Source organism: Streptococcus oralis (genome assembly GCF_016028255.1).
In the GTDB taxonomy this organism is placed as follows: domain Bacteria; phylum Bacillota; class Bacilli; order Lactobacillales; family Streptococcaceae; genus Streptococcus; species Streptococcus oralis_AC.
Window position 1 is genome coordinate 635001 of record NZ_CP065707.1, and the last position, 26293, is coordinate 661293.

Consider the following 26293-nt stretch of genomic DNA (forward strand, 5'->3'; position numbering starts at 1 on the left):
CCCGTGTTTATAGAATTATGGCGGGTGTGGTGAAGTGGTTAACACACCAGATTGTGACTCTGGCATGCGTGGGTTCGATCCCCATCACTCGCCTATTTTATATTATTGGGGTATAGCCAAGCGGTAAGGCAAGGGACTTTGACTCCCTCATGCGTTGGTTCGAATCCAGCTACCCCAGTTACTATTTGCCGGCGTGGCGGAATTGGCAGACGCGCTGGACTCAAAATCCAGTGTCCGCAAGGACGTGCCGGTTCGACCCCGGCCGCCGGTATAGTATGAAAGACAAGGTTTTCGGACCTTGTTTTTTGATTTAGTGAAGATTTTGATATTTTTCTTTAAGTACAGATAACTGATGAATGATCTTTTTCTTCTTATTCTAATCATTTTTAGTGTGTTTTTGGTATAATATTACTTATTCACATTTTATGTAGATTATGAAAGAGTTTGGTGGTTAATGTCTCGTTCGGTTGACTTGCTTAAGAAGCGCTACTTAGAAAATATAAAAGAGAAGCCTGATTTATTTGTTGGGGTTGAGCTGGAGTATCCTGTTGTAAATTTAGAGGGTAAGGCTACGGATATTGAGGTTGTTAAGGAACTGTTTTGGTATTTATCTTCTGTTCTGAAGTTTACAGTTGAGAAAGTTGATGATTTTGGGAATCCAATTCAGTTACTAGATCCGGTCAGTCGGGATACAATCTTATTTGAAGTTGCTTATACGACCGTTGAGTTTGCCTTTGGTAGGGCTAAATCTATCCAAGAGGTAGAAGAACGCTTTAACTTCTATATGGCTACGATTCAGAATAAGTTGGGTGAAGCTAATCATGCTATTGTTGGCTGCGGCATTCATCCCAACTGGGATAAAAATGAGAATTGTCCAGTGGCTTATCCCCGCTATCAGATGTTGATGGATTATCTGAATTTGAGTAGAAATGTAACTAAATCAGATTTACATCATTTCCCTGAGTATGGTGCCTTTATCTGTGGAAGTCAGGTTCAACTGGACGTTTCAAAGTCTAACTTTCTGCGTGTTATCAATGCTTTTACTCAAATTGAAGCAGCAAAAGCTTATTTGTTTGCAAATTCTGAGTTTTCAGGGGCAGATTGGGATACCAAAATTTCGAGAGATATTTTTTGGGAAGAATCTATGCATGGTATCTATCCAGAGAATGTAGGTGTCAATGCTAGACTCTTTAAGGATGAGGAGGATTTTTTTGACTATCTAGATCATTCTGCGATTTTCACAGCGGAGCGTGATGGGCAGACCTATTATTTTTATCCTGTTCAGGCTAGGAACTATTTGACTACACCTGAAATCCAGGCATTTACCCTTAATGGGGATGAGGTATTGATCTATCCTCAGGAGGAGGATTTCCAAACTCATCGTAGTTACCAGTACCAAGACTTAACGACTCGAGGAACAGTTGAGTTTCGTAGTGTGTGTACTCAGCCGCTTGATAGGACTTTTGCTTCTGCTGCCTTTCACTTGGGATTGTTGGTTAATTTAGATCAATTAGAAACTTATTTGCAAAAGGCTCCGTTTTTTACCACAGCTGGTCGTGATTACAAGTCTTTAAGGCGACAATTTTCTAAGAAAAAACTTACAGATCAGGAAGAAACTGCAATTGTTGAGTTTTCAAAAGACTTACTCCTTCTAGCTGAGGAAGGATTGGAGCAAAGAGATAAGCAAGAAATGATTTATTTACAGCCTTTAAAGAAAGAATTGGGATTATAAATTCTCTTATAAAGGGAGAATTTTCTGAAAAATCATGATATAATGGAAGAGACTATAGATAAAGGATAGAGATTCATGACATTAGTTTATCAATCAACGCGTGATGCCAATAATACAGTAACTGCTAGCCAAGCTATTTTGCAAGGTTTGGCGACGGATGGTGGTTTGTTTACACCGCTTACTTATCCAAAGGTAGATTTGGACTTTGAAAAATTGAAAGATGCTTCTTACCAGGAAGTTGCTAAGTTAGTTTTGTCAGCATTTTTAGATGACTTTACTGCAGAGGAGTTGGACTACTGTATCAACAATGCCTACGATAGCAAGTTTGATACTCCATCGATTGCGCCATTGGTGAAACTGGATGGGCAATACAACTTGGAATTGTTCCATGGTTCAACGATTGCCTTTAAGGATATGGCCTTGTCTATCTTGCCATACTTTATGACGACGGCCGCTAAAAAGCATGGTTTAGAGAACAAGATTGTCATTTTGACAGCGACATCTGGTGATACTGGGAAAGCTGCTATGGCGGGGTTTGCCGATGTGCCTGGAACTGAGATTATCGTCTTTTATCCAAAGGATGGTGTCAGCAAGGTACAAGAGTTGCAAATGACTACTCAGACTGGCGACAATACTCATGTTATTGCTATTGATGGAAACTTTGATGATGCACAAACAAATGTGAAACATATGTTTAACGATGTAGCTCTTCGTGAAAAATTGGCTGCCAATAAACTGCAATTTTCATCAGCTAACTCTATGAACATTGGTCGTCTGGTACCACAGATTGTTTATTATGTCTATGCTTACGCTCAGTTGGTCAAGTCTGGTGATATTGTGGCTGGAGAAAAGGTCAACTTCACAGTACCAACAGGAAACTTTGGAAATATCTTGGCTGCCTTCTATGCTAAACAAATTGGTCTGCCAGTTGGCAAATTGATCTGTGCTTCAAATGACAATAATGTTTTAACTGACTTCTTTAAAACTCGTGTTTACGATAAGAAACGTGAGTTTAAGGTGACAACTAGCCCATCTATGGATATCTTGGTATCTTCAAACTTGGAGCGTTTAATTTTCCATCTTTTGGGGAATGATGCGGTTAAGACAGCTGAACTCATGAATGCCTTGAGTACACAAGGACAATATGAATTGACAGACTTTGATGCAGCGATTCTGGATCTCTTTGCAGCTGAATATGCGACTGAGGAAGAAACTGCGGCAGAAATTAAACGTGTTTATCAAACAGATGGCTATATCGAGGACCCACATACGGCGGTTGCCTCAGCTGTTTATAGAAAATACCAAGTGGCTACTGGCGATGCGACTAAGACAGTGATTGCTTCAACAGCTAGTCCGTACAAGTTCCCAGTGGTTGCCGTAGAAGCGGTAACAGGAAAAGCAGGCTTGACAGACTTTGAAGCCTTGGCTCAATTACATAACATTTCAGGAGTGGCAGTGCCACCAGCGGTTGATGGCCTTGAAACAGCTCCAGTTCGTCACAAGACAACTGTAGCAGCTGCTGACATGCAAGCAGCGGTGGAGGCTTATCTAGGGCTTTAAGACAGAGGGAGTAAACTCGGTTGGGAAACCAACTGAGTTTCTTTTCATCAGGAGGAAGGATTGATTAAGAAAAATAAAGACATTCTCAACATTGCCTTGCCAGCTATGGGTGAAAACTTTTTGCAAATGCTCATGGGCATGGTGGATAGTTACTTGGTCGCTCACTTGGGCTTAATCGCTATTTCAGGTGTTTCAGTAGCTGGCAATATTATCACGATTTACCAGGCGATTTTTATCGCTCTGGGAGCTGCTATTTCCAGTGTTATTTCAAAAAGTTTGGGGCAGAAAGATCAGTCCAAGTTGGCTTATCACGTGACAGAGGCTCTCAAGATAACCTTATTGCTGAGTGCACTTTTAGGCGCTTTATCCATCTTTGCTGGGCAAGAGATGATAGGACTTTTGGGAACTGAGCAGACTGTGGCCGAGAGTGGTGGACTCTACCTATCTTTGGTGGGTGGTTCGATTGTTCTCTTGGGCTTGATGACGAGTCTAGGTGCCTTGATTCGTGCAACGCATAATCCGCGTCTACCTCTCTATGTTAGTCTTTTATCCAATGCCTTGAATATTCTTTTTTCAAGTCTAGCTATTTTTATTCTTGATATGGGGATAGCGGGTGTTGCTTGGGGGACTATCTTGTCTCGCTTAGTCGGTCTTGTGATTTTGTGGTCGCAATTAAAGTTGCCTTTTAAGAAACCGACTTTTGCTTTAGATAAGGAACTATTGACCTTGGCTTTGCCAGCAGCAGGAGAACGTCTCATGATGCGGGCTGGAGATGTAGTGATCATTGCCTTGGTTGTTTCTTTTGGGACGGAGGCAGTAGCGGGGAATGCAGTCGGAGAAGTCTTGACTCAGTTTAACTACATGCCTGCCTTTGGTGTCGCTACGGCAACGGTCATGCAGGTGGCTCGAGCAGTTGGAGAGGATAACTGGGAAAGAGTAGACGAGGTAAGCAAGCAAACCTTTTGGCTTTCTCTGCTTCTCATGTTGCCCTTAACTCTCAGTATCTATGCCTTAGGGACACCACTGACTCATCTCTATACGACCGATCCTGTAGCAGTTGAAGCGAGCGTTTTGGTGGCACTGTTCTCTCTACTAGGAACTCCCATGGCGACAGGGACAGTCATCTATACTGCAGTTTGGCAGGGCTTGGGGAATGCTCGCCTTCCCTTTTATGCAACAAGTATCGGGATGTGGTGTATCCGCATAGGGACAGCCTATCTGATGGGCATTGTTCTTGGTTGGGGCTTACCTGGTATTTGGGCAGGAACACTTTTGGATAATGGTTTTCGCTGGTTATTTCTACGCTACCGTTACCAGCGTTATATGATGTTGGAAGGATAGGAAATGCAAAAAACAGCTTTTATTTGGGATTTAGACGGGACCTTATTGGATTCTTACGAAGCGATTTTGTCAGGGATTGAGGAGACCTTTGCTCAGTTTGCTATTCCTTATGATAAGGAAAAAGTGAGAGAGTTTATCCTCAAATTTTCGGTACAGGATTTGCTGGAGCAGTTGGCAGAAGAGAGAAATCTGGATGCGGAAGTGCTCAATCAGGTGCGTGCCCAGAACCTGTCTGAGAAGAATGCTCAGGTAGTTTTGATGCCAGGCGCGCGTGAAGTGCTAGCTTGGGTAGATGAGGTAGGAATTCAGCAGTTTGTCTATACTCATAAGGGGGACAATGCTTTTACTATCCTAAGAGACTTGGGGTTGGAGTCCTATTTCACAGAGATTCTAACCAGTCAGAGTGGTTTTGCACGCAAGCCCAGTCCAGAAGCGACTAACTATCTGCTAGACAAGTATGAGTTGGATCCTAGGGCTACCTATTATATAGGGGACCGGACTTTAGATGTGGAATTTGCCAAGAATAGCGGTATTCAAAGCATCAACTTTTTAGAATCTTCTTTTGAAGGCAATCACATGATTCAAGCACTAGCAGATATTCCTCATATTTTTGAGAGTAAGTAACGATAAGATTGTGTCAGTTGTGTGACAGAGACCTAACAAACTATTTCAAGTAATCGAGTTTGTTACAAGGAATGGACAGTTCTGTTAAATAGGCCCGAGAGGGCTTTTTTTCTACTTTTTTTGTGTTATGATAGACGGGTACTCATTTGAAAGGAATATGAACGAATGAAGAAAAGAATTATTTTAGCCTCAACAGTAGCCTTGTCTTTTGCGCCAGCATTGGCAACTCAAGCAGAGGAAATCCTTTGGACAGCACGTAGCGTTGAGCAAATCAAAAACGATGTGACTAAAAACGAAAACAAGAACAGCTATACAGTCCAGTATGGTGATACCCTGAGCACGATTGCGGAAGCTTTGGGAGTAGATGTGACAGTTCTTGCTAATTTGAACAAAATCACCAATATGGACTTGATTTTCCCAGATACTGTCCTCACTACAACTGTCAATGAGGCAGAAGAGGTAACGGAAGTTAAAATCCAAACTCCTCAAGCAGACGCTAGTGAAGAAGCGACAACTGCGACAGCTGATTTGACGACCAACCAAGTAACAGTCGATGAACAAACAGTTCAAGTAGAAGACCTTTCTCAACCAATTGAGGAAGCTCCAACTGCAACCGAGACGGAAAAACCAGCAGAAGTAGCGTCAAGTTCAGAAGTTTCTGAGACAGCGACAGCTGCAGAAGAAGTGACATCATCTACAAACACTTCTACGTCAGCTGAGCAAACAGTCGAAACAACCAGTCCAGTTGAAGAAGCAGCTCCTCAGGCAACGACTCCAGCTGAGAAGCAAGAAACACAAGTTAGCCCTCAAGCTGAGTCAATAGTGGAAGCGACTACAACTCCAGTAGAAGAAAAAGCAACCGAAACACCTACTGATACAACAGGATCAAGTGCAACAGAAGAAGCAGCATCAACAGCAACTTCTGACACTGCAACTTCGACTTATCAAGCAGAGCAAAGCCAAACTCCTTCAAGAACTTATTCAGCTCCAGCGGCTCCTGACTATGCAGGACTTGCTGTAGCTAAGTCTGAGAATGCTGGCCTTCAACCACAAACTGCAGCCTTTAAGGAAGAAATCGCCAACTTGTTTGGGATTACATCCTTTAGTGGTTACCGTCCTGGAGACAGTGGCGACCATGGAAAAGGTTTGGCCATCGACTTTATGGTTCCAGTGAATTCAGCACTCGGAGATCAAATTGCAGAATATGCAGTCCAAAATATGGCTAGCCGTGGTATCAACTACATCATCTGGAAACAACGTTTCTATGCTCCATATGATAGTAAATATGGACCAGCCTACACGTGGAATCCAATGCCAGACCGTGGTAGCGTAACCGAAAACCACTATGACCATGTCCACGTATCAATGAATTAAGAATAATAAGAAGCTATACATTTAAAAGTGTAGCTTCTTTTTGTGTAAAATAGTATTGATAAGTGAAATAAAATCCAAAACATGTTAAAATGTAAGCGGATACAAAACTATACTAACGCTTTTAAGCATAGAGAGAAAGGATGAAGTGAATGACAAATCGATTAAAAACTCCATTTGAGAAAACAAGAGATGATTTTGAAGAGGAATTTTGTGGTGAAATTGTCGAATTCTTGATTTTTACCCTCCAAAATGTAACTGGGGCCGCTTCTTTAAAAGATGGTTGTAAAATGCCGTCCGTTCATTTTAAAGCTAGTGTCAATGTTGCAACCCAGGAATTCTCTGAACGTGAGGGACGTTTGGAATGGGTATTGACTCCTGAGGAGTTTGAAGAAAAGAGATGGGGCTTTAGTTTTGAACCCTACAAAATTCATAATATCAAATGTCAAAAACGCCCCTTCATGGAGTTAGAGCCATATATGTCAGAAGTAGCTAATAACTGCTACCACTTGCTGGAATACCTAGATGACCAATCCTCAGACTCTAGATTAGAGACCTTGATTGAAACCTATCAAAAACCGGTCATCATTCAAGACGATATTGGCGAATTCACCTTAAACAGAGCCTATTCTTGGTTTGAAGGATTTATCACTTACGAGGGTGGTAAGATTCATGCTATCTTTGCTGCGAGTGCAGATGAAAGTCTCCCTCCAAGTTCTTTTGATGATCTAAAGAAATTTATGGGAAATTTCCAAGTTCAAGATACTCGGATTAAAGACTATATTGTCAAAGAACTGTGGGAAACAGCTCAAGACTGGATAGATTCAGATGAAAATGATGTGGAGTTAACAGAAGAGTATTTTACCAACTCTCTTTCCTTGAGTGAACTATCGATCAACGAAGACGGGGAATTGACCCTCTACTATGATGATAGCGAGGAAATTTTTGCAGGCCATGCCATCGAAGTTGTCATTGATAAAGAGGAAGAAATCCTTCGAGCAGATTTGGTAGGTTAGTGCTGGATTTTATCTAGAATATAGAAATAATAGCCTTTTGGGATTGAAACCAAGAGGCTATTTTTCGTGAGTAAGCAAAATAGTTGCGTTTTTAATCTTTCTGTAATATACTTGATAACTCAATAGTTGATAAATCAAGTGTACGCAAGGAGGTAGAAATGAAAAAATTAACGACTTACTGTACCAGCTCCATTTAACAGATCAGATGATCACTCAACTTTTTGAGAAACAATTGGGGATTAGTCTGACTCGTTATCAAATTTTATGTTTCTTAATCGATCAGTCACCGTGTAATCAAATAGCAGTTCAGGAGAGATTGAAGATTGATCAAGCTGCCTTGACACGGCACTTTAAAATTTTGGAAAAGGAAGGTTTGGTTAATCGACGTCGGAATCCTGAAAACCAGAGGGAGGTTTTGGTGGAAGTGACAGACTTTGCGAGAGAACAACTAATAACCAACTCTCCCCAACACCATATAAACGTAAAGAGTCAGATGGAGAGTGTGCTTACAAAAGGAGAGCGAGAAGAGTTCAGTCGCTTGTTAGAAAAGTTGCTATCTGGTTTAGAAGAGATAGAAATTTAAGGAGAAGAATATGTCTATTTTTACAATTATTTTAGCAACTATTGTTGCTTTGGAGCATTTTTACATTTTTTATCTGGAAAGTGTGGCTACGCAATCAGATACTACTAGTCGAGTGTTTAATGTGGATAAGGAAGAACTGGCTCGTCCTTCAGTGAGTTCATTATTTAAAAATCAAGGAATTTATAATGCTTTGATAGGTGTCTTTCTCTTATACGGAATTTATTTTTCGCAAAGCTTGGAAATTGTGACTATTTTTGTTTTATTTGTGCTTGGTGCAGCGACCTACGGTTCTCTAACAGCAGACAAGAAGATTCTTCTGAAGCAAGGTGGGCCTGCTATTTTGACTCTGCTGAGTATGTTGCTTTTGAAATAAGAAAACCAGCGTCCTGAAAGACGCTGGTTTTTGTATGCTCTTATCCATTTCGACGTTTACGGGCTAGTAGGGCTCTGTAGAAGAAGATGTGATTGTTTTGGATATAGGGAAGGATTGAAAAGCTAGCAATTCCCAAAGTAATCCAATTGAGGAAATACCAAGGGAGTAGTTGTAGGTCGAGGACAAAGCGTTGGAATTTATAGCCTTTCATCAAGAAACGGCTGGTTTTAAGGATTTGACTGGGTTTAGCCTGTCCTAAATCCAGAGTATCGCAGAGGAGGAATTCTACCTGCGAGTAGGCATAATGTTGCGGTACGTAGAGGAGATTGCCCACAATCATCAAGATGAGGCTCGCGAAAAAGTAGAGGCCAAAGGTCATAAGGAACTGCTCGGTTTCAACGGATGAGAGGTCTAATTTTGGAAATTCAGGATGTAGGGCTACAAATCTCCGAGCCAAGAGATTGCTATAAAAGAGAAAATAAACGCCTACTAAGTTTGGAATACTCCATAAAAAAAGATAGAAACGTTTGAGAAGCAGGGTTAGAAAGGTTTGTGAGAAGCGCTCTTCAGCAAAGAGGGTCAGGCTTGATTTTACTGAGAGTTCCGTATCAGGATCCTTGAAGAGTCGGAGTGTCGCAAAAGCAGCACCTGCTAGAAAAATCGTGCTCACAAAAGAAACCACTAGTGGGAAGAGATAGGTTTGGAGCACTTGCGCCAGCATGCTGAAAAAGGATTGCTCTAAAACACTTTCTTGGAGACGAGCCAAGGGGTTGAGAAAGCCTGATAAGATGACCAGTATGCTAGGTAAGAGATAGACGAGAAAGAGGCGGGGATTCTCAGCCTGAAATTGCCTAGTCTGCAGACGAATAGTTTTTAAATCAATTTTTTGGTATTTCATTCTTTCATTATACCATAGTTCGTGACAGTTCCTAGTTTTTTTGATAAAATCATACAGTATGCCTTTGGGCACAAAGTATGAACTGGGACTGTCTTTCCCAGCTTCGGAGGTAGAAAATGTCAGATTCACCAATCAAATACCGTTTGATTAAGAAAGAAAAACACACGGGAGCTCGTCTGGGAGAAATCATCACCCCGCATGGTACCTTCCCAACACCTATGTTTATGCCAGTTGGGACCCAAGCCACTGTCAAGACTCAGTCACCAGAGGAGTTGAAGGAGATGGGATCAGGGATTATCCTCTCTAATACCTATCATCTGTGGCTTCGTCCAGGTGATGAACTCATTGCCCGCGCAGGTGGTCTCCACAAGTTCATGAACTGGGACCAGCCAATCTTGACGGATAGTGGTGGTTTCCAGGTCTATTCCCTAGCTGATAGCCGAAATATCACAGAAGAAGGGGTAACCTTTAAAAACCATCTCAATGGTTCCAAGATGTTCCTATCACCAGAAAAAGCCATCTCCATCCAGAATAATCTGGGCTCAGACATCATGATGTCCTTTGACGAATGTCCTCAGTTTTACCAACCCTATGATTACGTTAAGAAATCAATCGAACGTACCAGCCGTTGGGCTGAACGTGGTTTGAAGGCTCACCGTCGTCCGCATGACCAAGGCTTGTTTGGGATTGTGCAGGGAGCGGGATTTGAAGACCTTCGCCGTCAGTCAGCTCACGACCTTGTCAGCATGGACTTCCCTGGTTACTCTATCGGTGGTTTAGCAGTAGGAGAAACCCACGAAGAGATGAATGCAGTCTTGGATTTCACAACCCAACTCCTTCCTGAAAACAAACCTCGCTATTTGATGGGAGTGGGAGCGCCAGATAGCTTGATCGATGGGGTCATTCGTGGTGTGGATATGTTTGACTGTGTCTTGCCGACTCGTATCGCTCGTAACGGGACTTGTATGACCAGTCAAGGTCGTTTGGTTGTCAAAAATACCCAGTTTGCTGAGGATTTTACGCCACTGGATCCTGAGTGTGATTGCTATACATGTAAGAATTACACACGCGCCTACCTTCGTCACTTGCTCAAGGCTGACGAAACCTTCGGTATCCGCTTGACTAGTTATCACAATCTTTACTTCTTGATCAATCTGATGAAGCAGGTCCGTCAAGCCATCATGGATGACAATCTCTTGGAATTCCGTGAGTATTTTGTGGAAAAATATGGTTACAATAAGTCAGGGCGCAATTTTTAAAGTGTAAAATTAGAATGCCAAAATCCTACGTTTTCTCGTAGGATTTTTCTTCTTTTTTTGATAGAATAGGGAGTATAATGGAATGGAAATTAGGTGGTGTTTTGCTTCCTAATTTAATGGAGAATAGACTCGTATGCGTATTAAATGGTTTTCCTTGATTAGGATTACAGGTTTACTTTTGGTGCTTTTGTACCACTTCTTTCAAACGATCTTTCCTGGAGGCTTCTTTGGGGTAGATGTCTTTTTTACTTTTTCAGGATTTTTGATCACTTCCCTCCTTTTAGAAGAATTTGGGAAGGCACGTCAGATTGATTTGCTGGGCTTTTTTAAGAGACGGTTTTATCGTATCGTGCCACCTGTGGTGCTGATGGTTTTAGTGACTATGCCTTTTACTTTCTTGGTTCGTCAAGACTATGTTGCTGGAATTGGCGGTCAGATTGCTGGAGTTCTCGGTTTTATGACCAACTTCTATGAAATGTTAACAGGTGGAAGTTATGAATCCCAGTTCATTCCGCATCTCTTTGTTCATAACTGGAGTCTGGCTGTTGAGGTTCACTACTATATTCTTTGGGGCTTAGCGGTTTGGTTCTTATCCAAACGTTCAAAATCTAGTAGTCAGTTGAGAGGGATGGTTTTTCTCCTTTCTGCGGGAGCTTTTATCATTAGCTTTTTCTCCATGTTTATTGGTAGTCTAATGGCTAGTTCCTATTCATCTGTCTACTTTTCAAGTCTGACCCATGTCTATCCCTTCTTTTTAGGAAGTATTTTAGCGACGGTTGTGGGGGTTCGTCAGACGAGCGATTTAGTAAAGCAATTTGATCGGACGTGGGATCTTCGTCAAAATCTACTGGTGTTAGCGGCAGGTCTCTTGGTATTGTTGCTTCTGACTTTCTTTGTCAAGTTCACCTACCTGTTCGCTTACTTGTTTGGATTCTTGCTTGCCAGCTTAGCAGCCGTTGTCATGATTTTTGCTGCGCGTGTCTTGCATGAGAAAACGCCTGAGATACAAGAACCTAGGATAATTACATTTTTAGCGGATACTAGCTACGCGGTTTATCTCTTCCACTGGCCTTTTTATATTATCTTTTCTCAGTTGATGAGTAATTTGCCCGCTGTTATTTTAACAGTCATCTTTTCTTATTTCTTTGCTATCCTATCCTTCTATATTATTGAGCCACTGATTGCCGGTAAATCCAATCCTTTAATACGGAAGATTAGTCGATTACCTCATATTAAACCAATTAGTGCTGCTGGTGCTGGCATTCTTACCTTGATTACCTTGATTATCATAACTGTGGCTCCTCAAGTTGGAGCTTTTGAGACAGACTTGATGGTCAATGGTTTCAAGCAAGCCCAGACCAACTTGGATCAGATGAAGAAATTGGCTGAGCAAGCAGAGGCTAGCCGATTTGGAATTTCTGAGGGAACCACCTTGATTGGAGATTCTGTAGCCTTACGAGCCAATACAGCCTTGCAAGAGACGCTTCCTGAAGCAAATATCAATGCCCAAGTTAGTCGAACGACGAAGCAAGCCAATGACATCATGCTCAATAACAGCCAGAACAAGGTACTTCTAAAAACAGTTGTCATCGCAACGGGTGTAAACGGACCAGAGAATTATAAAGATGACTTAGATACGATCGTTAAAAATCTCCCCAAAGGTCACCATCTGATTCTGGTAACACCTTATGAAGGTGACAAGAGCAAGGAAACTTACAAATCAGTGGAGCAGTATGCGGCTTATGCGCGGGAATTAGCTGAAAAGAATCCTTATGTGAGCATCGCTGACTGGAATAAGGTCGCTAAGGAGCACCCTGAAATCTGGGCTGGAACCGACCAAGTCCACTTTGGAAATGATAGCAACATGATCGAAGAAGGTGCTAAGCTATACGCAGAAACGATTGCAGCTGCTGTTAAGGCTGCTCAAGAACTGCCTGTAAAATCAAAATAAGGTCAAAGAGTTGGAGAAATCCAGCTCTTTTAAAATATCTCTAGAAAATAGGTCTATACCATTTACAAATGGAAAAGAAAGGTTTATAATGTAATTGACATAATAAATTCTAGAATCAATCTATTAAGGAGGTCATCATTATGCCTAATTATATTAAAGCGGATCAGTTTTTCTACCCACACGGAGTTCGTCGTGGCGGTTACTTGGAACTTGTGGATGGCAAGTTTGGAAAGCATGTAGAACAGATTCCTGAAGGAGCTGAGGTCATTGACTATACAGGCTACAGCATTGCACCAGGACTTGTGGATACCCACATTCATGGATTCGGTGGGGTGGATGTTATGGATAATAACATCGAAGGAACCCTTCATACCATGAGTGAAGGGCTCCTCAGCATGGGAGTAACGAGTTTCTTGCCAACTACTTTGACCTCATCTTATGAGCAATTGCTCGCGGTAACAGAAAATATCGGTGCCCGTTATCAGGAAGCAAGTGGAGCTAAGATTCGGGGAATCTATTTCGAAGGTCCGTATTTCACAGAGAAATACAAGGGAGCTCAAAACCCTGCCTACATGAAAGATCCTCGTATGGATGAGTTTCGTGCTTGGCAAAAAGCAGCAAATGGCTTGCTTAATAAAATTGCCCTTGCGCCAGAGCGTGAAGGTGTAGAAGACTTTGTTCGTACAGTTACGGGTGAAGGAGTGACCGTTGCTCTTGGGCACTCAAATGCGACTTTTGATGAAGCTAAAAAGGCAGTAGATGCTGGAGCGAGCGTTTGGGTACATGCCTACAATGGGATGCGTGGGTTGACTCACCGTGAGCTCGGTATGGTGGGAGCCATGTATGAATTGCCTCATACCTATGCAGAGTTGATCTGTGATGGTCATCACGTGGATCCAAAAGCCTGCGAAATCCTTATCAAACAAAAAGGAACAGAAAATATTGCTCTTATCACAGACTGTATGACAGCTGGTGGCTTGGAAGACGGCGACTACATGCTGGGAGAATTCCCGGTAGTGGTTGCCAATGGAACTGCTCGTCTCAAATCTACAGGTAACTTGGCAGGTTCTATTCTCAAACTCAAAGACGGTTTGAAGAATGTGGTCGAATGGGGCATTGCGAATCCACATGAAGCGGTCATGATGGCCAGCCTCAACCCAGCAAAATCCGTTCACATCGATGATGTCTGTGGTCAAATCCGTGAAGGCTATGACGCTGACTTTATCGTACTAGATAAAGATTTGGAATTGGTAGCAACCTACCTAGATGGTGTGAAACGTTATCAAGCATAGTAAAAAGCAGAGGCTGTGATGACTCAGCCTTTGCTTTTCTATTTAGAGGTATCTTCAGAAAGCTAGAAGATTGTTCTATAATGAAGCAAAATCCTTTCATTGTTCTAGAAAATTCGTTATAATATACGGTACAAAGGAAGTAGTGAAAATGTATCGTGTTATAGAAATGTATGGGGATTTTGAACCGTGGTGGTTTATAGAAGGCTGGGAAGAAGATGTCATCATGAGTCAATCTTTTGACAAGTATTATGATGCTCTAAAATATTATAAATCATGCTGGTTTGAGTTGGAAAAGAAGAATCCTCTTTATAAGAGTCGGAGTGATTTGATGACTATCTTTTGGGATCCTGCAGACCAACGTTGGTGTGATGAGTGTGATGAGTATTTGCAGCAGTATCATTCTTTGGCACTTTTACAGGATGAGCAAGTCATCCCCGATGAAAAGCTACGTCCAGGCTACGAAAAACAAACAGGTCAAGAAAAACACCGTTCTTGCCGCATGAAATGGAGATAAAAAAGTAACTTTTTAAGTTGCTTTTTATTTTTTCCAATTTTTTCGAATAGTATAGGTGAGGAGGTAAGTATGGTTCAAGAAATTGCACAGAAAATTATTGCGACTGCGAAAGAAAAGAAGGCTCAGGATATCTATTTTATCCCCAAGGAAAAGTCCTACGAGCTTCACATGCGGATTGGAGACGAACGGTGTCTAGTTGATTCCTATGAGTTTGATGTTTTAGCTGCTGTGATTAGTCATTTCAAGTTTGTGGCTGGGATGAATGTAGGAGAAAAGCGTCGCAGTCAGCTGGGTTCTTGTGATTATCAGTATGACGAAAAGGTTTCTTCACTGCGTTTGTCTACCGTGGGAGATTATCGGGGGCATGAGAGTTTGGTTATTCGTTTGTTGCACGATGAGGAGCAGGACCTGCATTTCTGGTTTCAGGATATGAACGAACTGGGTGAGCAGTACAGGCAACGGGGACTCTATCTCTTTGCAGGTCCAGTCGGAAGTGGCAAGACGACGCTGATGCACGAATTAGCCCAGTCTCTCTTTAAGGGGCAACAAGTTATGTCTATTGAAGATCCTGTCGAGATCAAGCAGGAAGACATGCTCCAGTTGCAGTTGAATGAAGCGATTGGCTTGACCTATGAAAATCTGATCAAACTGTCTCTACGTCATCGTCCTGACCTCTTGATTATCGGTGAAATTCGTGATAGTGAGACGGCACGTGCAGTTGTCAGAGCCAGTTTGACAGGGGCGACAGTCTTTTCGACCATTCATGCCAAGAGTATCCGAGGTGTTTATGAACGCCTTCTGGAGTTGGGTGTGACGGAGGAGGAACTAGCAGTTGTCCTACAAGGTGTCTGCTATCAGAGATTAATCGGGGGAGGAGGAATCGTTGACTTTGCAAACAAAGACTATCAAGAACATCAGCCAACCAGCTGGAATGCGCAGATTGACCAGCTTCTTAAAGATGGACATATCACAAGTCTTCAGGCTGAAACGGAAAAAATTAGCTACAGCTAAGCAGAAGAAAATCATCACCCTGTTTAACAATCTCTTCTCCAGTGGTTTTCATTTGGTGGAAATTATTTCTTTCTTGGGGAGAAGTGCCTTGCTAGAAAAGGACTATGTGACACAGATGCACCAAGGGCTGTCTCAGGGGAAATCCTTTTCAGAGATGATGGACAGCTTGGGTTTTTCAAGTGCTATTGTGACCCAATTATCTCTAGCTGAAGTTCATGGGAATCTTCATCTGAGTTTGGGAAAGATAGAAGAATATTTGGATAATTTGGCCAAGGTTAAGAAAAAGTTAATCGAAGTGGCGACCTATCCCCTGATTTTGCTGGGATTTCTCCTGCTAATCATGCTGGGATTGAGAAACTATCTACTACCCCAACTGGACAGTAGCAATATTGCCACCCAAATCATCGGCAATCTGCCACAAATTTTTCTGGGACTAGTGCTGGTTTGCTCTCTATCTTTACTTTTAGCTCTCACTTTCTACAAAAGAGGTTCTAAGATGCGGGTCTTCTCGATGTTAGCACGGATTCCCTTTCTTGGAATATTTGTCCAGACCTATCTGACAGCTTATTATGCGCGTGAATGGGGAAATATGATTTCGCAGGGAATGGAGCTGACGCAGATTTTTCAGATCATGCAGGAACAAGGTTCCCAGCTCTTTAAAGAAATCGGTCAAGATCTGGCTAAAGCCCTGCAAAATGGCCGCGAATTTTCTCAAACCATAGCGAGATATCCATTCTTTAAGAAGGAGTTGAGTCTCATCATCGAGTATGGGGAAGTCAAGTCCAAGCTAGGGAGTGAGTTGGAAATCTACGCAGAAAAGACTTGGGAAGCCTTTTTTACCCGAGTCAACCGCACTATGAACTTAGTACAGCCACTGGTTTTTATCTTTGTGGCCCTGATTATCGTTTTACTTTATGCGGCAATGCTCATGCCCATGTATCAAAATATGGAGGTAAATTTTTAAAATGAAAAAACTCATGATAAAACTAAAAAAAGCCAAGGCGCAAGCCTTCACTCTGGTAGAAATGTTAGTCGTCTTGCTCATCATCAGCGTACTTCTCTTGCTCTTTGTACCTAATTTGACCAAGCAAAAGGATGCCGTTGATGACAAAGGAAAAGCTGCTGTTGTTAAGGTGGTGGAAAGTCAGGCAGAACTCTATAGTCTGGACAAGAATGAAGATGCGAGTCTAAGCAAATTGCAGGCAGACGGCCGTATCACAGCTGAGCAAGCCAAGGCTTATAAAGACTACCATGCAAAACAAAAAACAAGTCAAACTGTTGCGGATTAAGGCCTTTACCATGCTGGAAAGTCTCTTGGTTTTGGGGCTTGTGAGTATCCTTGCTTTGGGCTTGTCCGGCTCAGTCCAGTCCAGTTTTGCAGCGGTGGAAGAACAGATTTTCTTTATGGAATTTGAAGAACTCTATCGGGAAACTCAAAAACGTAGTCTAGCAAGTCAGCAAAAGACCAGCTTAAACTTAGATGGGCAGACAATCAACAATGGCAGTCAAAAATTGACCGTTCCTAAAGGAATTCAGGGACCATCAGGACAAAGCATTATATTTGACCGAGCTGGTGGAAATAGATCTCTGGCTAAGGTTGAATTTCAGACCAGAAAAGGAGCAATCAGTTATCGATTATATTTAGGAAATGGAAAAATTAAACGCATTAAGGAAACTAAAAATTAGGGCAGTGATCTTACTAGAAGCAGTAGTAGCGCTAGCTATATTTGCCAGTATTGCAACCCTCCTCTTGGGACAAATTCAGAAAAATAGACAAGAAGAGGCAGAAATCTTGCAAAAGGAAGAAGTCTTACGTGTCGCTAAGATGGCCTTGCAGACGGGTCAAAATCAAGTGAGGGTAAATGGAGTGGAGATTCAGGTGTTTTCTAGTGAAAAGGGATTGGAGGTTTATCATGGTTCAGAACAGTTGTTGGCTATCAAAGAGCCATAAGATCAAGGCTTTTACCTTGTTGGAATCTCTGATTGCCCTTATCGTCATTAGTGGAGGCTTACTCCTTTTTCAAGCTATGAGTCAGCTCCTCATTTCAGAAGTTCGTTACCAGAAGCAAAGCGAGCAAAAAGAGTGGCTCTTGTTTGTGGATCAACTGGAGGCAGAGTTAGAGCGTTCGCAGTTTGAAAAGGTGGAAGGCAATCGCATCTACATGAAACAGGATGGTAAGGATATCGCTATGGGTAAGTCTAAATCGGATGATTTTCGGAAGACTGATAGCAGTGGCCGGGGCTATCAGCCTATGGTTTATGGACTTAAATCCGCTCAGATTACAGAGGAAAATCAATTGGTTCGCTTTCGTTTCCAATTTCAAAAAGGCTTAGAAAGAGAGTTTATCTATCGTGTTGAAAAATCAAAAAGTTAAGGCAGGTGTTCTCCTATATGCAGTCACCATGGCAGCCATCTTTAGTCTTTTGTTGCAGTTTTATTTGAATCGGCAAGTAGCCCATCACAAAGACTTTGCCCTAAACAAAGAAAAGTTGGCTGCTTTTGCCATGGCCAAGCGAAGTAAAGATAAGGCTGAGCAAGAAAGTGGGGAACGAGTCTTCAACTTAGGAAAAGTCAGGTATCAAAATACGAAAACAGGTTTTGCAACAAGTGTTCGTATGAATAAGGGGAACTATGAATTTCTCTTTCCTCCGATGAAAACCCAAGAAAAGAAAACAGCTAAAAAGGAAGAGGTAGCGACTGATTCAAGCCAAGAACCAAATCAGAAAAAACAGAAAATAAGGCAGATAAGAAAGACAATTCCTAGTCAATTCAACTACTTTGTGTTAAACTAAAAGCATGAAACATGATTTTAATCACAAAGCAGAAACCTTTGATTCGCCCAAAAACATCTTTCTTGCAAACTTGGTTTGTCAAGCGGTTGAAAAACAGATTGCTCTTCTATCAGACAAGGAAATACTGGATTTCGGTGGAGGGACAGGTCTATTAGCCTTGCCCCTAGCCAAGCAGGCTAAGTCGGTTACCCTTGTAGACATCTCTGAGAAAATGCTGGAGCAAGCACGTTTAAAAGCAGAAGAGCAAGGAATCAGGAATCTTCAACTCTTGGAGCAGGATTTACTGGTGAATCCTTTGGAGCAACAATTTGATCTGATTGTTGTCAGTCGGGTTCTTCATCATATGCCTGATCTAGATGCGACTCTTGCCGTGTTTCACCATCACCTTGGGGAGAATGGGCAAGTCCTCATTGCCGATTTTGTCAAGACAGATACCAACCATCACGGCTTTGAATTGGCTGAACTGGAAAACAAGCTCGCCCAGTTTGGTTTTTCGAGCATTGGCAGTCAGATCCTCTACAGTGCAGAAGGTCTTTTCTTAGGAAATTACGCAGAGCTCTTTTTAACAGTAGCCCAAAAATCACTCGCTGACTAAAGCAGTGATTTTTTCTCTTCAGATGGAAAAAATAGGGGAAATTTGATAAGATAGGAATATGGATTTTGAAAAAATTGAACAAGCTTATACGTATTTACTAGAGAATGTCCAAGTCATCCAAAGTGATTTGGCGACCAACTTTTATGACGCCTTGGTAGAGCAAAATAGTATCTACCTAGATGGTGAGACCGAATTAGAGCAGGTCAAGGAGAACAATCAAGCTCTTAAACGCTTAGCGCTTCGCAAGGAAGAGTGGCTCAAGACCTACCAGTTTCTCTTGATGAAGGCAGGACAAATGGAGCCTTTGCAGGCCAATCACCAGTTTACGCCGGATGCCATTGCCCTCCTCTTGGTACTTATTGTGGAAGAGTTGCTTCATAAAGAGGAAATTAGCATCCTCGAAATAGGTTCTGGAATGGGAATTCTGGGTGCTACTTTCTTGATATCTCTTGCTAAAAAAGTAGATTACTTGGGAATTGAAGTGGATGATTTGCTGATTGATTTGGCGGCTAGTATGGCAGATGTGATCGGTTTGCAGGCAGGATTTGTCCAAGGTGATGCCGTTCGTCCGCAAATGCTTAAAGAAAGCGATGTGGTCATTAGCGACTTGCCTGTTGGCTATTACCCAGACGATGCCATCGCTTCACGCTATCAAGTGGCTTCTAGCCAAGAACATACCTATGCCCATCATTTGCTGATGGAGCAAGGCCTCAAGTACCTCAAGTCAGATGGCTATGCTATTTTTCTAGCTCCGAGCGACTTGTTGACCAGTCCTCAAAGTGATTTGTTAAAAGGTTGGCTCAAAGACGAAGTGAGTCTGGCTGCTATCATCGCTCTGCCAGAGGATATTTTCTCAACTGCAAGCCAAGCTAAAAGTATTTTTGTCTTACAGAAGAAAAGAGACAAGGAAATAGAACCATTTGTCTATCCTTTGACCAGTCTGCAAGATCCAGCTGCACTATTGAAATTCAAAGAAAATTTTCAAAAATGGAGCAAAGGTACTGAAATGTAAGGTAAATTTTGTTATAATAGTTGAAAACGCTTAAAAGAGGTATCATGTTATGACTAAAACAATTGCAATCAATGCAGGAAGCTCGAGTTTGAAATGGCAACTTTACCAAATGCCAGAAGAAATAGTATTAGCGAAAGGCTTGATTGAACGTATTGGCTTGAAGGACTCTATCTCAACTGTAAAATTCGACGGCCGTTCTGAACAACAAATTCTTGATATTGAAGATCACACACAAGCTGTTAAAATTTTATTAGATGATTTGATTCGTTTTGACATTATCAAAGGTTATGATGAAATTACTGGTGTCGGGCACCGTGTCGTGGCTGGTGGTGAATATTTCAAGGAATCAACAGTCGTTGAGGGAGATGTGTTAGAAAAAGTTGAGGAATTGGGACTCTTGGCTCCTCTTCACAATCCAGCCAACGCGGCAGGAATTCGTGCCTTCAAGGAGTTGCTTCCAGATATTACCAGCGTTGTTGTTTTTGATACATCATTCCATACAACCATGCCAGAGAAAGCCTATCGTTACCCTCTTCCAAACAAATACTACACTGAAAATAAAGTTCGTAAGTATGGTGCCCATGGGACAAGTCATCAGTTTGTGGCGGGAGAAGCAGCAAAAATTTTGGGTCGACCACTAGAAGAGTTGAAATTGATTACTTGTCATATTGGAAATGGTGGTTCTATTACAGCTGTCAAAGGCGGTCAGTCTGTTGATACATCCATGGGATTCACTCCACTTGGTGGTATTATGATGGGGACTCGTACAGGTGATATTGATCCGGCAATTATCCCCTATTTAATGCAACATACAGATGACTTCAATACACCAGAGGATATCAGTCGAATTCTCAATCGTGAGTCAGGACTTTTGGGTGTTTCTGAGAGATCAAGCGATATGCGTGATATTCACGAAGCTATGCGTACAGGTGACGAGAAAGCGCAGCTGGCAAATGAGATTTTTGTGGATCGTATCCAAAAGTATATTGGTCAGTATTTGGCAGTTTTGAACGGTGCAGATGCCATTATCTTTACAGCTGGAATTGGAGAAAATTCTGTAACGATTCGTCAGATGGTTATTGAAGGCATTTCTTGGTTTGGTTGTGATGTGGATCCTGAAAAGAATGTCTTTGGCGCTACAGGAGATATCTCAACAGAAGCTGCTAAAGTTCGTGTCTTAGTCATCCCGACTGATGAAGAATTGGTCATCGCTCGTGACGTTGAACGCTTGAAAAAGTAAGATGAACTGAATAAAATTACAAGGTAAGAGACAATAAAAAGGAGTTGGGAGATAAATTTTCCCAACTTTTTGTTGTTAAAACAGTCTAAAACCTTGTCATTATTGGCTTTTTTGAAATTTATGGTATAATAGTAGTAATTTAATAGATGGAGTTGAGTTTTGAAGAAAAGCTTTCGTGTAAAAAGAGAGAAAGATTTTAAGGCTATTTTCACGGATGGAACAAGTTTTGCTAATCGTAAATTTGTTGTCTACCAATTGGAAAATCAGAAAAGTCATTTTCGAGTAGGGCTGTCCGTCAGTAAGAAATTAGGGAATGCAGTCACCAGAAATCAAATTAAAAGACGGATTCGACACATTTTGCTAAGTGTAAGGGAGCAGTTAGCTGATAACGTTGATTTTGTCGTAATTGCTCGAAAAGGGGTTGAAGGCTTGGATTATGCAGAAATGGAGAAAAATCTACTCCACGTATTAAAGTTATCAAAGATTTACCGGGAAGGAATTAGGAGTGAAAAAGAAACTACAGTTGACTAGTTTGCTGGGGCTGTCCCTATTTATCATGACAGCCTGTGGGACAAGCGATGTTGCAGCAGATTCTACAGATATATGGAGTAAATTTGTCTATTTTTTTGCTGAAATCATCCGCTTCTTGTCCTTTGACATTAGTATCGGAGTGGGGATTATCCTCTTTACGATCCTGATTCGTACGATTCTATTACCAGTCTTTCAGACTCAGATGGTGGCCTCTAGAAAAATGCAAGAGGCTCAACCACGCATCAAGGCTCTGCAAGAACAATATCCAGGTCGTGATATGGAAAGTAGAACCAAGCTGGATCAGGAGATGCGGAAGGTCTATAAAGAATTAGGGGTCAAACACTCTTCTTCTCTCTGGCCGATTTTGATTCAAATGCCGGTTCTCTTGGCTCTCTTCCAAGCCTTGACTCGAGTAGACTTTTTGAAAACAGGGCATTTTTTGTGGGTGAACCTTGGGGGAGTAGACACAAGCTTTATCCTTCCGATTTTGGCAGCAGTCTTTACCTTCTTAAGTAGCTGGTTATCGAATAAGGCTTTACCTGAAAGAAGTGGAGCTATGACAGGGATGATGTACGGGATGCCTGTACTGATCTTTATCTTTGCCATCTCTTCACCTAGTGGCGTAGCCTTGTACTGGGCAGTATCCAATGCTTATCAAGTTTTGCAAACTTACTTCTTAAATAATCCTTTTAAGATTATTGCAGCGCGTGAGGCGGAAGTACAAGCTAAAAAAGATTTGGAAAATAGAAAAAGAAAAGCCAAGAAAAAGGCTCAGAAAACGAAATAATAAGGAGGAATCTGATAATGGTATTATTTACAGGTTCAACTGTTGAAGAAGCAATCCAGAAAGGATTGAAAGAGTTAGGTATTCCGAGAATGAAGACTCACATCAAGGTCGTGTCCAAAGAGAAGAAAGGTTTTTTAGGCTTATTTGGGAAAAACCCAGCTCAAGTTGATATTGAGGCGATTAGTGAGACGACTGTGATTAAGGCCAATCAACAAGCTGTAAAAGGTGTTCCGAAAGAAATCAATGAACAAAACGAACCTGTTAAGACAGTAACAGAGGCTACAGTTGATCTTGGTCATGTTGTTGAGGCGATTAAAAAAATAGAAGAGGAAGGTCAGGGTGTTTCTGATGAAATCAAGGCTGAAATCTTGAAAAATGAGAAACATGCTAGCACGATCTTAGAAGAAACAGGTCACATCGCGATTTTAAATGAATTGCAGACAGGAGATGCTGGAGTGGAAGCCCCAGCAGAGTGTGAAGAATTTGTATCTGTGTCAGAATCGGTAGAAAGCCAGTCTTTGGAAGATCTAGGTTTGAAGGTGGAGCCGAGTTATGACATCGAACAAGTAGCAGCTCAAGTGGCTAACTATGTTCAAACCATTGTGGATGATATGGATGTTGAAGGGACGATTTCAAGCGATTACAATCGCCGCACCATCAATCTTCAAATTGACACAAATGAACCAGGTCGTATTATCGGCTACCACGGAAAAGTATTGAAAGCACTTCAGCTTTTGGCACAAAACTACCTCTACAATCGCTATTCAAGAACTTTCTATATCACAATCAACGTCAATGATTACGTTGAACACCGTGCAGAAGTGTTGCAAACCTATGCACAAAAATTGGCGACTCGCGTTCTAGAAGAAGGTCGAAGCCAACAAACAGATCCAATGTCGAATAGCGAACGCAAGATTATTCATCGCATTATTTCACGCATGGATGGCGTGACGAGTTATTCTGAGGGTGATGAGCCAAATCGCTATGTAGTCGTAGACACAGAATAAATAAAATCAGGCTTGTCCTGATTTTTTGTTAGAAAAAGGGAGAAGAGACAAATGTTGGAAACAATCAGAAACTATCTATCTTACGCAGAAATCCAGTACCGTAATCCAGATAAAGCTGGAGATGAGCGAGAGAAGATGCTGGCGTTGCGCCACAAAGGGCAGGAGGCTCGCAAGGCTTTTACGAACCTAGCCAAGGCCTTCCAAGAAAAGCATCCAGAATGGCAACTGCAACAAACTAGTCAGTGGATGAATAAAGCGCAGCGCTTACGACCACATTTCTGGGCCTATCTACAGAGAGACGGAGAAATGACAGAACCTATGATGGCCTTGCGTTTGTATGGAACATCCGCTGACTTTGGAATTTCCTTAGAAGTCAGTTTCATCGAGCGCAAGAAGGATGAGCAGACTCTGGGCAAACAAGCCAAGGTTTTAGATATTCCACCGGTAGAAGGAATGTATTATCTAGCATATACCGACGACCAGAGTCAAAAGGTAGAAGCTACAGAAGAAAATCGTCGTACTTTACGAGAGAAGGTGAGAAGTCAGGAATTCCGTAAAGTTTTGGTCAAGTCAGATGTTTCCTTCATTGAAAATCAGTCAGTAGAAGTGATATTGGATAAGCTAGAAGATGCTTATACGCGCTTGCTTCCTTACTATGAGGTGACGAGAGGATAGACAAATCAAATGTACTAGAGGAGCTCAAATTGTTTAATTGCTATTCTATGCATTTTTTCATATAATAGTAGGATAGGATGTGTGATTCATTAATCACCTCAAAGAGAAAGGAAATTCTATGTCAAATCTATCTGTTAATGCAATTCGTTTTCTAGGTATTGACGCCATCAACAAAGCAAACTCAGGTCACCCAGGGGTGGTTATGGGGGCTGCTCCAATGGCTTATAGCCTCTTTACAAAACAACTTCGCATCAATCCAGCTCAACCAAACTGGATTAACCGCGACCGTTTTATTCTTTCAGCAGGTCACGGTTCTATGCTTCTTTATGCCCTTCTTCACCTTTCTGGTTTTGAAGATGTCAGCATGGATGAAGTCAAGAACTTCCGCCAATGGGGTTCTAAAACGCCAGGTCACCCAGAATTTGGCCATACTGCAGGGGTTGATGCGACAACTGGTCCTCTAGGACAAGGGATTTCTACTGCTACTGGTTTTGCCCAAGCAGAACGTTTCCTTGCGGCCAAATATAACCGCGAAGGATATAATATCTTTGACCACTATACTTACGTTATCTGTGGCGACGGAGATTTGATGGAAGGTGTTTCAAGCGAGGCAGCTTCATACGCAGGTTTGCAAAAACTCGACAAGTTGGTTGTTCTTTATGATTCAAATGACATTAACTTGGATGGTGAGACAAAGGATTCCTTTACAGAAAGTGTTCGTGACCGTTACAACGCCTACGGTTGGCATACAGCCTTGGTTGAAGATGGAACAGACTTGGAAGCAATCCATGCTGCTATCGAATCAGCCAAAGCTTCAGGCAAACCATCTTTGATTGAAGTGAAGACTGTGATTGGATACGGTTCTCCAAACAAACAAGGAACTAATGCGGTACACGGTGCCCCTCTTGGAGAAGATGAAACTGCAGCAACTCGCCAAGCGCTCGGTTGGGACTATGAACCATTTGAAATCCCAGAGCAAGTTTATGCTGATTTTAAAGAAAATGTTGCAGATCGTGGCGCGTCTGCTTACGAAGCTTGGACAAAAGTAGTTGCTGATTATAAAGAAGCTTATCCCGAACTTGCAGCAGAAGTTGAAGCCATCATTGATGGGCGTGACCCAGTTGAGGTAACTCCAGCAGACTTCCCAGCCTTAGAAAATGGATTTTCTCAAGCAACTCGTAACTCGAGTCAGGATGCCTTGAATGTTGTAGCAGCTAAGCTACCAACCTTCCTAGGTGGATCAGCTGACCTTGCTCACTCAAACATGACTTATATCAAAACGGACGGACTTCAAGACGACGCTAATCGCTTGAATCGAAACATTCAGTTTGGTGTTCGTGAATTTGCAATGGGAACGATCTTGAACGGGATGGCTCTTCACGGTGGACTTCGTGTATACGGTGGTACTTTCTTCGTCTTCTCTGACTATGTGAAAGCAGCTGTCCGCTTGTCAGCCTTACAAGGACTTCCTGTGACTTATGTCTTCACCCATGACTCTATTGCGGTTGGTGAGGATGGTCCAACTCACGAACCAGTTGAACACTTAGCAGGTCTTCGTGCTATGCCAAATCTAAATGTTTTTCGCCCAGCAGATGCGCGTGAAACTCAAGCAGCTTGGTACCTTGCAGTGACGAGTGAGAAAACACCAACTGCCCTTGTCTTGACACGTCAAAACTTGACTGTCGAAGAAGGAACAGACTTTGATAAGGTTGCAAAAGGTGCCTATGTTGTCTATGAAAACGCAGCAGACTTTGATACCATCTTGATCGCAACAGGTTCAGAGGTCAATCTCGCTGTCGCAGCTGCCAAAGAATTGGCTAGTCAAGGCGCAAAAGTCCGTGTAGTCAGCATGCCATCTACAGATGTCTTTGACGCACAAGACGCAGCTTACAAGGAAGAAATTCTTCCAAATGCAGTTCGTCGTCGTGTTGCAGTCGAAATGGGAGCAACTCAAAACTGGTACAAATATGTTGGTCTTGATGGTGCAGTTCTAGGTATTGATACCTTCGGAGCATCTGCCCCAGCACCAAAAGTATTGGCAGAACATGGCTTTACTGTCGAAAATCTTGTAAAAGTCGTTCAAAACTTGAAATAATCGCAGAAATCAGAGTGAAAACTCTGATTTTTT

General features: G+C 42.0%; 27 protein-coding genes, 4 tRNA genes and 1 pseudogene (1 of these 32 running past the window's edge). 31 read left to right on the forward strand and 1 reads right to left on the reverse strand.

The window, feature by feature from the left end:
• From I6G42_RS03225 to I6G42_RS03280, 12 genes are all read left to right on the forward strand, one after another.
• Positions 1 to 6 (forward strand) — tRNA-Trp (locus I6G42_RS03225); it begins 65 nt to the left of the window's first position.
• 14 nt (positions 7 to 20) lie between these two features.
• Positions 21 to 93 (forward strand) — tRNA-His (locus tag I6G42_RS03230).
• A 13-nt stretch (positions 94 to 106) separates the two neighbouring features.
• A tRNA-Gln gene (locus I6G42_RS03235) sits at positions 107 to 178 on the forward strand.
• A gap of 9 nt (positions 179 to 187) precedes the next feature.
• Positions 188 to 271 (forward strand) — tRNA-Leu (locus I6G42_RS03240).
• A gap of 183 nt (positions 272 to 454) precedes the next feature.
• The gene (locus tag I6G42_RS03245; protein WP_038804065.1) at positions 455 to 1732 is read left to right on the forward strand and encodes a glutamyl-tRNA synthetase; all 1278 of its coding nucleotides are present in this window, start codon (positions 455 to 457) and stop codon (positions 1730 to 1732) included.
• A gap of 75 nt (positions 1733 to 1807) precedes the next feature.
• Positions 1808 to 3292 carry a threonine synthase gene (thrC, locus tag I6G42_RS03250; RefSeq protein WP_038804064.1) on the forward strand — a complete coding sequence of 495 codons (1485 nt, stop codon included), beginning with the start codon at positions 1808 to 1810 and terminating at the stop codon, positions 3290 to 3292.
• Positions 3293 to 3352: 60 nt separating this feature from the next.
• Positions 3353 to 4633 (forward strand): MATE family efflux transporter, encoded by a 1281-nt coding sequence (locus tag I6G42_RS03255; RefSeq protein ID WP_038804063.1) that lies wholly within the window; start codon positions 3353 to 3355, stop codon positions 4631 to 4633.
• A gap of 3 nt (positions 4634 to 4636) precedes the next feature.
• Entirely contained in the window at positions 4637 to 5257 is a 621-nt protein-coding gene (locus I6G42_RS03260; RefSeq protein WP_038804062.1) for an HAD family hydrolase, read from the forward strand.
• A 165-nt stretch (positions 5258 to 5422) separates the two neighbouring features.
• The gene (locus tag I6G42_RS03265) at positions 5423 to 6631 is read left to right on the forward strand and encodes a LysM peptidoglycan-binding domain-containing protein (protein ID WP_038804061.1); all 1209 of its coding nucleotides are present in this window, start codon (positions 5423 to 5425) and stop codon (positions 6629 to 6631) included.
• A gap of 149 nt (positions 6632 to 6780) precedes the next feature.
• Positions 6781 to 7644, forward strand: a complete 864-nt coding sequence (locus I6G42_RS03270) for a DUF2262 domain-containing protein (protein ID WP_038804060.1) — start codon at positions 6781 to 6783, stop codon at positions 7642 to 7644.
• A gap of 205 nt (positions 7645 to 7849) precedes the next feature.
• Positions 7850 to 8227 (forward strand): MarR family winged helix-turn-helix transcriptional regulator, encoded by a 378-nt coding sequence (locus I6G42_RS03275; protein ID WP_050562285.1) that lies wholly within the window; start codon positions 7850 to 7852, stop codon positions 8225 to 8227.
• Between the two features lie 10 nt (positions 8228 to 8237).
• Positions 8238 to 8600 (forward strand): DUF1304 domain-containing protein, encoded by a 363-nt coding sequence (locus I6G42_RS03280; protein ID WP_038804058.1) that lies wholly within the window; start codon positions 8238 to 8240, stop codon positions 8598 to 8600.
• A gap of 40 nt (positions 8601 to 8640) precedes the next feature.
• On the opposite strand, the gene I6G42_RS03285 is transcribed toward I6G42_RS03280, so the two are convergent.
• Positions 8641 to 9498 (reverse strand): DUF975 family protein, encoded by an 858-nt coding sequence (locus I6G42_RS03285; protein ID WP_038804057.1) that lies wholly within the window; start codon positions 9496 to 9498, stop codon positions 8641 to 8643.
• A 116-nt stretch (positions 9499 to 9614) separates the two neighbouring features.
• On the opposite strand from I6G42_RS03285, the gene tgt reads away from it, so the two are divergent.
• The 19 genes and pseudogenes from tgt (at position 9615) to tkt (ending at position 26260) form a co-directional block, all read left to right on the forward strand.
• Positions 9615 to 10757: a tRNA guanosine(34) transglycosylase Tgt gene (gene tgt / locus I6G42_RS03290; protein ID WP_038804056.1), complete on the forward strand. Its 1143-nt coding sequence runs from the start codon at positions 9615 to 9617 to the stop codon at positions 10755 to 10757.
• 133 nt (positions 10758 to 10890) lie between these two features.
• Entirely contained in the window at positions 10891 to 12708 is a 1818-nt protein-coding gene (locus I6G42_RS03295; protein ID WP_038804055.1) for an acyltransferase family protein, read from the forward strand.
• Positions 12709 to 12848: 140 nt separating this feature from the next.
• Positions 12849 to 14000, forward strand: coding sequence for an N-acetylglucosamine-6-phosphate deacetylase (gene nagA / locus I6G42_RS03300; protein WP_038804054.1), 1152 nt, complete (start codon positions 12849 to 12851; stop codon positions 13998 to 14000).
• A 148-nt stretch (positions 14001 to 14148) separates the two neighbouring features.
• Positions 14149 to 14514 carry a DUF1033 family protein gene (locus I6G42_RS03305; protein ID WP_000286399.1) on the forward strand — a complete coding sequence of 122 codons (366 nt, stop codon included), beginning with the start codon at positions 14149 to 14151 and terminating at the stop codon, positions 14512 to 14514.
• A gap of 69 nt (positions 14515 to 14583) precedes the next feature.
• A complete protein-coding gene (gene comGA, locus I6G42_RS03310; RefSeq protein ID WP_038804053.1) occupies positions 14584 to 15525 on the forward strand; it encodes a competence type IV pilus ATPase ComGA in 942 nt (313 codons plus the stop codon).
• A complete protein-coding gene (comGB, locus tag I6G42_RS03315) occupies positions 15473 to 16489 on the forward strand; it encodes a competence type IV pilus assembly protein ComGB (RefSeq protein ID WP_068981894.1) in 1017 nt (338 codons plus the stop codon). Before comGA ends, comGB begins: the two co-directional genes overlap by 53 nt.
• A gap of 1 nt (position 16490) precedes the next feature.
• Positions 16491 to 16814: a competence type IV pilus major pilin ComGC gene (gene comGC / locus I6G42_RS03320; RefSeq protein ID WP_038804052.1), complete on the forward strand. Its 324-nt coding sequence runs from the start codon at positions 16491 to 16493 to the stop codon at positions 16812 to 16814.
• The gene (gene comGD, locus I6G42_RS03325; RefSeq protein WP_038804051.1) at positions 16777 to 17211 is read left to right on the forward strand and encodes a competence type IV pilus minor pilin ComGD; all 435 of its coding nucleotides are present in this window, start codon (positions 16777 to 16779) and stop codon (positions 17209 to 17211) included. Before comGC ends, comGD begins: the two co-directional genes overlap by 38 nt.
• Positions 17174 to 17476, forward strand: coding sequence for a competence type IV pilus minor pilin ComGE (comGE, locus tag I6G42_RS03330; protein WP_265101009.1), 303 nt, complete (start codon positions 17174 to 17176; stop codon positions 17474 to 17476). Before comGD ends, comGE begins: the two co-directional genes overlap by 38 nt.
• Positions 17439 to 17900 (forward strand): competence type IV pilus minor pilin ComGF, encoded by a 462-nt coding sequence (gene comGF, locus I6G42_RS03335; RefSeq protein WP_038804049.1) that lies wholly within the window; start codon positions 17439 to 17441, stop codon positions 17898 to 17900. Before comGE ends, comGF begins: the two co-directional genes overlap by 38 nt.
• Positions 17878 to 18290: pseudogene (gene comGG / locus I6G42_RS03340) on the forward strand (competence type IV pilus minor pilin ComGG). Before comGF ends, comGG begins: the two are co-directional and overlap by 23 nt.
• A 32-nt stretch (positions 18291 to 18322) precedes the next feature.
• A complete protein-coding gene (locus I6G42_RS03345; RefSeq protein WP_038804047.1) occupies positions 18323 to 18913 on the forward strand; it encodes a class I SAM-dependent methyltransferase in 591 nt (196 codons plus the stop codon).
• A gap of 58 nt (positions 18914 to 18971) precedes the next feature.
• Positions 18972 to 19925 carry a class I SAM-dependent methyltransferase gene (locus I6G42_RS03350; protein ID WP_038804046.1) on the forward strand — a complete coding sequence of 318 codons (954 nt, stop codon included), beginning with the start codon at positions 18972 to 18974 and terminating at the stop codon, positions 19923 to 19925.
• Positions 19926 to 19974: 49 nt separating this feature from the next.
• Positions 19975 to 21165: an acetate kinase gene (locus I6G42_RS03355; protein ID WP_038804045.1), complete on the forward strand. Its 1191-nt coding sequence runs from the start codon at positions 19975 to 19977 to the stop codon at positions 21163 to 21165.
• 159 nt (positions 21166 to 21324) lie between these two features.
• Complete coding sequence (gene rnpA / locus I6G42_RS03360; protein ID WP_000748124.1) at positions 21325 to 21696, forward strand: ribonuclease P protein component; 372 nt, start codon at positions 21325 to 21327, stop codon at positions 21694 to 21696.
• Complete coding sequence (locus tag I6G42_RS03365; RefSeq protein ID WP_038804043.1) at positions 21671 to 22483, forward strand: YidC/Oxa1 family membrane protein insertase; 813 nt, start codon at positions 21671 to 21673, stop codon at positions 22481 to 22483. Before rnpA ends, I6G42_RS03365 begins: the two co-directional genes overlap by 26 nt.
• Positions 22484 to 22500: 17 nt before the next feature.
• Complete coding sequence (gene jag / locus I6G42_RS03370) at positions 22501 to 23490, forward strand: RNA-binding cell elongation regulator Jag/EloR (protein WP_038804042.1); 990 nt, start codon at positions 22501 to 22503, stop codon at positions 23488 to 23490.
• A gap of 51 nt (positions 23491 to 23541) precedes the next feature.
• Positions 23542 to 24165, forward strand: a complete 624-nt coding sequence (locus I6G42_RS03375; protein ID WP_038804041.1) for a hypothetical protein — start codon at positions 23542 to 23544, stop codon at positions 24163 to 24165.
• A 118-nt stretch (positions 24166 to 24283) separates the two neighbouring features.
• Complete coding sequence (gene tkt, locus I6G42_RS03380) at positions 24284 to 26260, forward strand: transketolase (RefSeq protein ID WP_038804040.1); 1977 nt, start codon at positions 24284 to 24286, stop codon at positions 26258 to 26260.
• Positions 26261 to 26293: the final 33 nt, after the last annotated feature.